Below are 9169 nucleotides of genomic sequence, written 5' to 3' on the forward strand. Positions count from 1 at the left end.
TCGTGCACCGGGCTGTAGCGGGAGGCCAGCCCGAGATTCGCGGCGATCACCTTCACCGCGGCGCGTACGGTCGGCTTACCCTCGCGGCCCTTCGTCTCGTAGGTGCGCGGGATCAGGTCGCAGCCCTGCGCCATGATCAGCTGCCCCTTGCGGTACGACTCGTGCGCGCGGATCGCCGCGACGCCGTAGACGACGACCTCCACCTGACGGGTGGGAATGTAGGTCGAGCCGTCCCGGCGCGGCGTGGGAGGCCCGTTGACCTCCAGCACCGCCGACCACATGGCCGGCGCCTCGTGATCGGGCGGGAAGAATCGCGGGTCGTAGGCGATCCTGCCGGTGAGGCTGATGTGGATGTCGAGCACGGGTTTCCTCCCCTTCGCCGTGGCACTGCCGCCACACGGGTTTCCTGCGTCCTTGGCCGGAAGAGGGAGCTGTTTCGGCGGCTGCCCCGTCCCGGCGAAAAGGCAGACGGAGCGACGGCGTGACCGGCCCCGCAACCCGGGTGGTGGTGGCCGTTGAAGATGTTTTGCGCCAGCAAAAGATCTTCAACGGCCACCACTCGCCCTCCGCGGCCCGCGGTGGAGCGCGGGCGAGAACCCGGGTTGCGGGGACGGGCTAAGCCGGCGCATAGTCGGCCGCCGGGATGGGGCAGCCGCCTACGGTGACCCCGGCCGGGACGCGGCGACCCTGGCGAAGGCCGAGCTCAGGAGGGCCGTACGACCTCCCACAATCAGGTCCCGGAAGCGCCTGCCGCCGTGCCGTACGGCTCGCAGAAGGGTGCGCAACGGCGTCGGTTCCCTTCTGCTAACGGCCGCGCTGGCCGCGACCAGGGAGCAGAGCCAGCGTTGCGTCACCTGCCAACCGGAGGACGGCTCACCGGGAGACAGATGGACGAGATCGACTACGGCACCGCCGCGGAGAAACGCGCTGCCCCCCACGCAGCTGACACGAAACGGCTACAGCGTACTTCTGGTGTGATCCAGGTCTGTCTTGACGCCGCCGACATTCCCTTCCGGAGCCCGAACAGGAAATACACCTGACCGCCACCGACGCGTTGGCCCGGCAACGCTGTGATCAGGAGTTGCTAGACTTCGCCGCATGCGGATTCCAACAGACATGGAGATTCTCGCACTACACTGGAAACATGCGCCGACGAGAGAAGCTTTCGATCTCGTCTACACCCATTGCGAAATAGTCTGCGGAATCGCCGAACAGCTCTTCTCGAACACCAACCGTGCCCTCAGTATCGACCTGGTCAGAGCGGGCAGCCTGCTCCACGATATCGGCGTCTATCGGCTGTACGACAACGACGGTCGGCTTGATCATGCGAGCTACGTGCGCCACGGCGTCCTCGGCTACGACCTGCTCCGAGCAGAGGGGTTTGACGAGGTCATCTGTCGTTTCTGCTCCTGTCACACGGGAGTTGGGATCAGCAGGAAGGACGTACTCGAGCAAGGACTCCCGCTGCCCGTAGTGGACTATTTGGCCGAGTCGGCCGAAGAAGAACTCGTTATGTACGCCGACAAGTTCCACAGCAAGACCACCCCGCCAACATTTGTTACCGTCGATTCTTACGCGACCCATGTTCGCCGCTACGGCGAAGACAAAGTTGTCATCTTCAAGTCGATGTGTGAGGCCTTTGGGGTTCCGGACCTCGGACCGTTCATCCGTACACACGGCCACAAGGTCGTTTAAATTGCCGACCTTCACCGCGCCGGTTGTTCGTCTATATGGACGCGGACGGTTCCTCGACGCCTGCATCAGCGGCGGAATGTCTTCCTCGACCTTCGCGGGGAACCGCCTGTCAGCCCTGCGTCATCCCACCCGCCGGAGTGCCCGCCCGCCCCGCACTCCGCCGCAGGCGGCTCCCGGCCACCGCCGCCGGCGCCTGCCACCTCCCGGGTCCGACCGCGGCCGTGGTGGGTGGACGCGATGACCGGTCGCACGCTCCCGGAATACCGCATCCTCACCGCGCGGCAGATCGCCGCACGAGTCCGCTCCGGGCAGTGCTCGGCCCGCGAGATCACGGCACAGGCACTGGACCACATCGCCCGCTACGACACCACGGTGCGGGCCTTCACCGAACTCTGGCCGCAGCACGCGGCATCCCACGCCGCCGAAGTCGACCGCCGCATCCAGGCGGGCGAGCACCTGCCGCTGGCCGGAGTCCCCCTCGCCGTCAAGGCCACCGAGGGACTCGCCGCGTACCAGACGAGGCGCCTGCTGGCGGCCGGCTGCGTCCCGGTCGGCGCCACCTCCACCCCGGGCCGCGGCACCCCCTGGCAGACCTGGGGCGCCACCGACCGCGGCCCCACGCTCAACCCGCTGAACTCCGAGTGGAGCCCGGGCGGCTCCTCGGCCGGATCGGCCGCCGCCGTGGCTTCCGGCATGGTGCCGCTCGCCACCGGAAGCGACGGCGCCGGTTCGGTACGCATCCCTGCTGCCTGGTGTTCCGTCATCGGTCTGAAGCTCACCAACGGCCGGGTCCCCGCCCGGGACCGGGCCGGGCTGAACGTCGCCGGACCACTGGCCCGGACCGTGGGCGACGCCGCCGCCTACCTCGACGCCATCGCCGGCACCGCGATCTTGCCCGGCCTCGGGCCTCCCGGCAGGCCACTGCGCACCGCATGGTCGGCGACGCTCGGCTTCGCCGACACCGACCAGCGGATCGCCGACACCGCCTGGGCCTTTCTCACCACCTTCCCCGACGCTGTCGCTCCCCGCGAGGTCCCCGTCGAGCTTCCCGACCCGGCCCCCTGCTGGGCAGCACTACGCGGGACCGATGCGGATGCACAGACCGGAGCCGACCCTCGTGCCGTGCTCATGAGCGCAGTGGACGACCTGTTCGCCGAGTACGACATCCTCGCCACGCCGACCACTCCCAACCCTCCGCACGGACACCAAGGCCCCGGCGACGTCATGAGCGTGGCCCTGACCTGGGCCTTCAACATCACCGGCCATCCCGCCATCAGCATCCCCGCAGGCCGGATCAGGACCGGCGAACCCGTCGGCCTCCAACTGGTCGCCCGCCCAGGCCGCGAAGCCGACCTCCTGTCCATCGCCGTTGCCGCCGAACAGCTCATCTCCTAACCGAAGACGAGCCCCGAACCTTCGAGATCAATCTCGATGCCCCGGGCGTTGACCGTCCGCACCCGATATGCGTCGTCGGCCCTGCACCCTGGGGAAGATCCACCCTTACCGGGGGGATCGTGCCGGGCCGTACGACTTCCCGGGATCAGGTCCCCCAGCGTTTTCCTGGGTTCATGAGCCTTTCGGGTGGGGCGGCCGGGCCTGGGGGAGGGTCAACCGGTCGGTGGCGGCTTTGCGGGCGCGTTCCTGCCGCCGGTCGTACCGGGCGGTGGTCGCAGGAGACGCGTGACCGACCAGGGACTGGGCGGTGGCCAAGTCCACGCCGGCGTCGAGGAGCTCTCCGACGTAGGTGCGGCGGAAGTCGTGCGGGGTCCGGCGGGCCGTACCGGCCTCCTGGAAACGCGCATCGAGGATGGTGCCGAGCGCCCGCGGGGCCATGTGCTTGGGCCGGCCGTGCGGGTCGACGCGAATGCGGCCACCTTTATATAGGGGCGGGAACAGGGCGCCGGGGGTCCGGCCGCGTACGGCGATCCACCGTTCGAGCCGGGCGACGGCGTCGGGGATGAGGTACACCCTGCGTTCCTTGTCGCCTTTGCCGCGGACCTTCAGCGACCGGTCACCCGGCCGGTAGTCGGCCATGGTGAACCCTGCGAGTTCGGAGCGGCGGCACCCGGTGGAGTACAGGGTCGCGACGATCGCGCCGTCGCGGGTGCCGATGAGCAGCCCGGCATCGGTGCCGTCGGCGGCTTCGGCGTCGCACACCCCGAGGAGGACGGCGACGACCTCCGCAGGGACGTCGTTCCCCGCCGGTTCGCGGGTGCCGTCGACGGATTCGACGTCGACAGCCCGGTGGTAGGTCTCGGAGTCCATCAGCTCAAGCCGCCACGCTTCTTTCAGGACGCGGCGGAGCGCGTTGAGGTGCTTGTTGACGTGGGCGGGGGACCAGCCCCGTTGCAGGAGCATCGCGCGGATGTGGGTGGTGTGGGCGTAGGTAAGCCGGGACCAGTCCAGTTCCGCGCCGAACTCGTTTCGCCGCTCGGGAGTGAGCTGCCGCCACTGCTCGTCGTCGAGGCCGGCGAGGATGCGGGCGATCCGGTTCAGGCAGCCTCGCATGGTCCGCTTGGACTCCTCGCTTTTGAGGTTGTCCAGGTAGACGTGGAACGGGGACCGGACAGGAGCGGCCGGTACGGCGGGCTGCCGACCGTCGGCACGGTGAAGGACGTCGGGCAGACCGGTCACAGCGCGGCCCGCGCCGGGCCGACCCGTACGAAGACGTGGATGCCTTCCGAGCCGTACCTCTGGCGGGCACCGCCTCCACTCTCGAGGGGGTGCGCTTCGGGACCGGTGGGGATGTCGTCGCGCAACTCGACTGCCGAGTTCTCGCGGAAGGTCCGGCCCATGTGCTCTCCTGGGTCGCCGACGATCGTGGGGTGGCGGGATTGGCAACCGGACAGCGGCGCGACACGACGACGACCGGAGATCCGACCGGGATACGGGGACGCCTAGATCATACTTCGATTAGTTCCGGGAAGTAGCCTTCTGTGAAGTCATCTCAGGGGAGGGTTTTTCAACGGGTATGAAGCTCGAGTATGACATCGAGCGTAGTATCAGCTGTATGCGTGATACTGCTACGAAAGAACGGGCCACCTTCACCCTCAGCCCGGCAGCCAAGGGCCTCGCCGAGTCATGTTCGGAGCAGGCCGGGCTCAGCCAGTCCGCGTGGGTGGAGAAGGCGATCGTCTACTACGCGCTGCGTGAGAGCGGCCCGACGTTCCAGCCCGACGACCAGACGTTCACCGAGGCGCTCGCCGACGAGGAAGAGGCCGCGCTCGCGGATGACGAGTTCCATCAGCGGGGCGCCGCGTGATCCAGCTCGTCTACGGAGGCGTCTACCTCTACTCCCCCAAGGGCATCGACCGCCAACGTCTCGTACTGACCATCGCCGCGCCGGGAGTGCTGGACTCGCGCCGGCGGTTCGTCACCGGCCTGACCGTCGAGGCCGCACACGACGGCGACCCGCTGACCGTGCCGATCACAGTGTCGGGCACCCGCCGCTTCGTCAACACCACACGTCCGAAGGACCTGATCCGCGACTGGTTCGTCGAGTACCACGACACGCTCTCCCGTCAGGAGATGGAAGCCGTGCGCGCGATGCGGCGGATCGCAGAAGACCTTTGAAACTCGGATTGGTCAGGAGTAACGCCGGGTTGCGCCGACGGCGGTCAGGGGTGGAGTGCTGGCGGCCCGTGAAGAACCGCTCCACGGCCGCCGTTAGACGCGCGCTCGACAGCCACGTCCCGCCTGGTCGATCATCACCAGCTCGTCCAAGGTCGGACGGATGCTTCGAAAAGTCAGCCGCCACTTGTGTCCTGTCTCACGGGAGCTGGCGAGCGTCTCACCGAAGTTGGCGCTATCCCTGGGCGGCGGTCCAGGTCAAAGGCTCCATGTGATGATCGCTGGGCCTTTTGCTAACCAAATGAGTCGCGGTCTATCCAATCGATGTCTTCCTGCATCGCGGATGGGATCCCGAAACGGGCACGGTCCGCTGACGTTAATTCAGGCAGGGATAGGGCGTTCGCCTTGGCGATCACTGCACTGCTGCCATCTGGCAGTGTCCACGTGCGGACGGTGCCATTGGACGCAGCGAGGGTGAGTTCCCGTCCAGAGCTAGACCAAACAAGATCATGCGCGGGATACTGGGGGGCGTCCAGGATGGCGAGAGTTTTCCCGGACAGCGGCGACCACAAACGGACCTCGCGTCCGTCCGCGCTCGCCAGCACGGAACCATCAGGTTTCCATGCGAGCCGCTGAATGCTGCTCTCGTGTCCGAGGCATTGGCTGACGAGCTCGGTCGCAGGGACATTCCAGATCTGGATTCGGCCGTCATCTGCCCCGACCGCTAGGACATCCTCTTGCGGAGACCAGGTCAGCTCCTTTGTCTTCGCCGCCGGAGGATTGAGCCTTGCCGATATGGCACCAGTGTGCGGGTCCCAGACGAGGATTGTGCCGTCTCCGTCGACGCCCGCGAGCCAAGTCCCGGTACGGGACCAGGAAACTGGACCGGAGTGAAGACCAGCCTTCGTCATTGTGGCGATTAGATGTCGAGCCTCGATGTCCCAAACCACGACCTGACTCTCCTCTCTAAGGAAGAAGTCGTGGCTCGACATGGCCATGTACTGTCCATCTGGTGACCATGCCAATCCTCCGAGGAGTGAGGGTGCGTAGGGCAGATTCCGAAGGAGAGAACCTGTGGTCGTGTCTCGCACCTCTACCGTTTCGAGAGCCAGGGCGACCCGATCTCCTTCGGGTGACCACGCGAGATGGCGCAAGCCGATCTCGGAATCCGAGGTCATACGCTTGGCAATTTCCAATCCTGTACCTTCGTTTCTGTCGATGAGAAGAGAGAGCTTCAGCGGTCTGCCATATCCAACGATGATCTTACCATCCCCGGGATTGCATGCCATGCGGCGAATTGAGGAATCCGATATGGCGGCGACCTCATTGCTGTCAAGGTGCCAGATCGATATGCGGGGATGGGGCCATCCCGTGGAGGCAATGTACTTTCCGTCTGGCGACCAGAGGAGATTGCTTTGATCGAAGTCTGATACGGTTCTGCGGCCCTGCGGGCGCCCTTCGATGTCCCTCACCTCCACAATGCCACGGCTATGTCGCTTGGGATTATCGGAGTCGACCTCGGGATCTCGGAGCCGCGATTTCATGGAGAACGCGATGCGCTGGCCGTCGGGTGACCATGCCATGCCGCGGATGAGGCCGACTACCCAAGACCTGGTTTCCAGGCCAGTCTGCCTGTCGATGATCCTGATGCGGGTCTTGCGCCGCCCCTTGATTCGTTCCGCGATCGCGACCGATCGGCTGTCAGGGTTCCAAGCCAGGAATTCACATGGGCGTTCGGCTTCGACACGAAGTGGCTCGGTATCGGAGCTTGCAATGCTCGCGATACATAGTGAGGAGTAAACAATCAGCGGATACGCGCGGTGCTTTCATGTGATAGCGGATAGTGACCGCCTCTGGGCGTGCCAGGGTGAACGGACGCCGGGAGTCATGCCGTGCCGGGAATGGGCGGCATCCAGGGATGTCCGCGTACGGCGTCACGCAGGACGGTGATCGCGTTCTGCCCATGTTTGATCGCCGTGGAGACATACCCGTAGATCCGGTACCGATCGGCGGCCCGCGCAGGGCTGGTCAGCCGTCCGGAGATGTTCTGGCAGATCTTGCTCGGTCGTAGATCGCGTTCGGCCTGGTTGGAGGTCGGGGGGACGTTGAGATCGTGGGCGAAGCGCAGTACGTCGTCCTGGCGGTCGCGCAGCACCTCCAGCAGGGCGCGGGCTTTGGCCTCGCCGGGACGATTCCCGTGGTTGACGGTGGCCGACAGGCCGACCCGCACGCCGTGGCGGAACCAGTGGATCTGCTGGTCACGGGTGGCGGTATCGATCGCGGTACGGCCCGAGTCGCGGGCGGTATTGGCGTGGTGGATCAAGGCTCGCAGGGCGTCGGTGATCTGGGTCGGCCACCGCTGGCCGGGATATGTCTGCGCCGCACCAGCAAGATCACGTAAGAGATGAGCCGTGCATAGTTGGTGGGTGAAGCGGCCACCCAGCTCGACCAGTTCCGCGCTGTCGTAGGCCTTGTACCGGTCATGCACGATGACCGCGCCGTTCAACTGCGCGAAGACGAACTTCTTGAACGTCTCCAGGGACCGGTCGCCGAGCAGGAACAGCGTGTAGGCCTCGGTGCAGGCGACCAGCAGATGCATCGTCGCGGTTTTACGGCCTGGCTTCGGGGTGGCCGGACCGACCTTGATCGGCGTCTCATCGACACACAACGCGTAGGCGACCGTCAGCAGGGCGCGAATCCGCGCCTCCACACCGGCGAGCAGACCTGCGGTCCGGGCCAGCATGCCGTGCACGAACCCCGCCGACGGGGCGGCCCCGGTCAGCGACTGCAGGATCGCGACCACCCGGCGGACCGGGACGAACTGCACCACCAGCAAAAACACCGCGAACGCCTGCAGACTCGGGCCATACCCCACGCCCTGGACCGACTGCCCCGCCGCGGCGCCCTCGGGCCGGGCCGCGGTATGGGTGCGCCCGCACCGGCAGACCACCGCATGCTGGTCGAACTGCGTGACCTTCACCGACACCAGCGGGATCTCATGCTGCTGGTAGCGGTCGACCACGCCCAGGTCGACGGCGCCGGCCAGGTCCTGTCCGCACGCGCAGGCGCCCTGGGGGAATCGATCCTCACGCGCGTCGGGCTTGTCACGCCAGGCCAGATGGGTTCCCGCAGCGCCCGGCTGCTTGCCCCGCGAACGCTTGGCTTTCCCCCCGGCCTGCTTTCCGGCCTTGTCCGGTGGCGTCTTGCCCACATCATCGTCACGGCTGGGCGGCATCGAGGAGTTCTGGCTGTTGCGCGACAACAGATGCAGCGCTTTGGCCAGCTGGGCTTCCAACCGCTCCACGGTCTCCATCAGCTCGGCGATCTGCGTGGCTCGGCGCGCGTCCCGCGCCTCCAGCGCGGCGATCGTCGCCGTCTGCTCGCCCACCAGCGCGATCAACTCATCGCGGGACAATTCCTCCAGGGCGGGCACCCGAGGATCTCACCACATCCGAGATCCATGATCAAGGCGAACCGCCGCTGAACCACCGCGGCCGCCACCCTCGGTGACCGCGGCAACAGCGTTGGCTGGTCATTGCCGCCGTTCGACGGTCGGTCAACGGTCATCCACCGCGTGCCGGCTTTGAGCCGGTCAGGACGTCGACGTCGGTCCGCCACCCGGTTCTTTCCGAGTTGGCCGTAGCCACGCCCGCCGCTTCCAGGCGGTGCAGAGCGCGCTCAGCGGCAGCCCGGCTCAGCCCGGTGCGTCGTGTCACCCCGTGGGCGGTGATATAGCCGATTCCGCCCCCCATGGAGTAGCCCATCTCGTGGTCACGGACGGCGTTGTCGCTGGACAACACGATGGCGGCGAACGCGACCAGGCAGTCTCGGTCGGCGAGAACGGACAGATCGTGGTGCATTCCAGCGAGCGTAGTGCCAGGTGGTCGTTACGCCCTGCGGCCCG

The 9169-nt window shown here is 66.6% G+C and carries 12 protein-coding genes; 5 read left to right on the top strand and 7 right to left on the bottom strand.

Annotated elements, in window-relative coordinates; all coding sequences use genetic code 11:
* Both ACFHYQ_RS29260 and ACFHYQ_RS29265 read right to left on the bottom strand, forming a co-directional pair.
* A partial coding sequence (locus ACFHYQ_RS29260) for a single-stranded DNA-binding protein (protein ID WP_394304375.1) occupies window positions 1–362 on the bottom strand: 362 nt, incomplete at its 3' end.
* Window positions 363–656: 294 nt separating this feature from the next.
* On the bottom strand, window positions 657–854 hold the full coding sequence (locus ACFHYQ_RS29265) for a hypothetical protein (RefSeq protein WP_394304376.1): 198 nt from the start codon (window positions 852–854) through the stop codon (window positions 657–659).
* A 33-nt stretch (window positions 855–887) separates the two neighbouring features.
* Between ACFHYQ_RS29265 and ACFHYQ_RS29270 the strand changes: the two genes are divergently transcribed.
* The 3 genes from ACFHYQ_RS29270 to ACFHYQ_RS29280 all read left to right on the top strand — a co-directional run bounded on the left by ACFHYQ_RS29270 (window position 888) and on the right by ACFHYQ_RS29280 (window position 3090).
* On the top strand, window positions 888–1040 hold the full coding sequence (locus tag ACFHYQ_RS29270) for a hypothetical protein (RefSeq protein WP_394304377.1): 153 nt from the start codon (window positions 888–890) through the stop codon (window positions 1038–1040).
* A 58-nt stretch (window positions 1041–1098) separates the two neighbouring features.
* Entirely contained in the window at window positions 1099–1695 is a 597-nt protein-coding gene (locus ACFHYQ_RS29275) for an HD domain-containing protein (RefSeq protein WP_394304378.1), read from the top strand.
* A 237-nt stretch (window positions 1696–1932) separates the two neighbouring features.
* Complete coding sequence (locus ACFHYQ_RS29280; RefSeq protein WP_394304379.1) at window positions 1933–3090, top strand: amidase; 1158 nt, start codon at window positions 1933–1935, stop codon at window positions 3088–3090.
* 171 nt (window positions 3091–3261) lie between these two features.
* Here the strand turns inward: ACFHYQ_RS29280 and ACFHYQ_RS29285 are convergent, their stop codons facing one another.
* Both ACFHYQ_RS29285 and ACFHYQ_RS29290 read right to left on the bottom strand, forming a co-directional pair.
* The gene (locus ACFHYQ_RS29285) at window positions 3262–4329 is read right to left on the bottom strand and encodes a tyrosine-type recombinase/integrase (protein ID WP_394304380.1); all 1068 of its coding nucleotides are present in this window, start codon (window positions 4327–4329) and stop codon (window positions 3262–3264) included.
* Window positions 4326–4490: a hypothetical protein gene (locus ACFHYQ_RS29290; RefSeq protein WP_394304381.1), complete on the bottom strand. Its 165-nt coding sequence runs from the start codon at window positions 4488–4490 to the stop codon at window positions 4326–4328. The genes ACFHYQ_RS29285 and ACFHYQ_RS29290 overlap by 4 nt, the downstream gene beginning before the upstream one ends.
* Window positions 4491–4705: 215 nt before the next feature.
* Between ACFHYQ_RS29290 and ACFHYQ_RS29295 the strand changes: the two genes are divergently transcribed.
* Window positions 4706–4957 (top strand): hypothetical protein, encoded by a 252-nt coding sequence (locus tag ACFHYQ_RS29295; RefSeq protein WP_394304382.1) that lies wholly within the window; start codon window positions 4706–4708, stop codon window positions 4955–4957.
* Complete coding sequence (locus ACFHYQ_RS29300) at window positions 4954–5268, top strand: hypothetical protein (RefSeq protein WP_394304383.1); 315 nt, start codon at window positions 4954–4956, stop codon at window positions 5266–5268. The genes ACFHYQ_RS29295 and ACFHYQ_RS29300 overlap by 4 nt, the downstream gene beginning before the upstream one ends.
* Window positions 5269–5558: 290 nt before the next feature.
* Here ACFHYQ_RS29300 and ACFHYQ_RS29305 read toward each other — a convergent pair whose 3' ends face one another.
* The 3 genes from ACFHYQ_RS29305 to ACFHYQ_RS29315 form a co-directional block, all read right to left on the bottom strand.
* Window positions 5559–6848 carry a WD40 repeat domain-containing protein gene (locus ACFHYQ_RS29305; RefSeq protein WP_394304384.1) on the bottom strand — a complete coding sequence of 430 codons (1290 nt, stop codon included), beginning with the start codon at window positions 6846–6848 and terminating at the stop codon, window positions 5559–5561.
* 302 nt (window positions 6849–7150) lie between these two features.
* Window positions 7151–8698, bottom strand: a complete 1548-nt coding sequence (gene tnpC / locus ACFHYQ_RS29310; RefSeq protein WP_394304385.1) for an IS66 family transposase — start codon at window positions 8696–8698, stop codon at window positions 7151–7153.
* A 130-nt stretch (window positions 8699–8828) separates the two neighbouring features.
* Window positions 8829–9125 carry a hypothetical protein gene (locus ACFHYQ_RS29315; protein ID WP_394304386.1) on the bottom strand — a complete coding sequence of 99 codons (297 nt, stop codon included), beginning with the start codon at window positions 9123–9125 and terminating at the stop codon, window positions 8829–8831.
* Window positions 9126–9169: the final 44 nt, after the last annotated feature.

Source organism: Sphaerimonospora cavernae, assembly GCF_042435035.1.
GTDB classification, from domain to species: Bacteria; Actinomycetota; Actinomycetes; order Streptosporangiales; family Streptosporangiaceae; genus Sphaerimonospora; species Sphaerimonospora cavernae.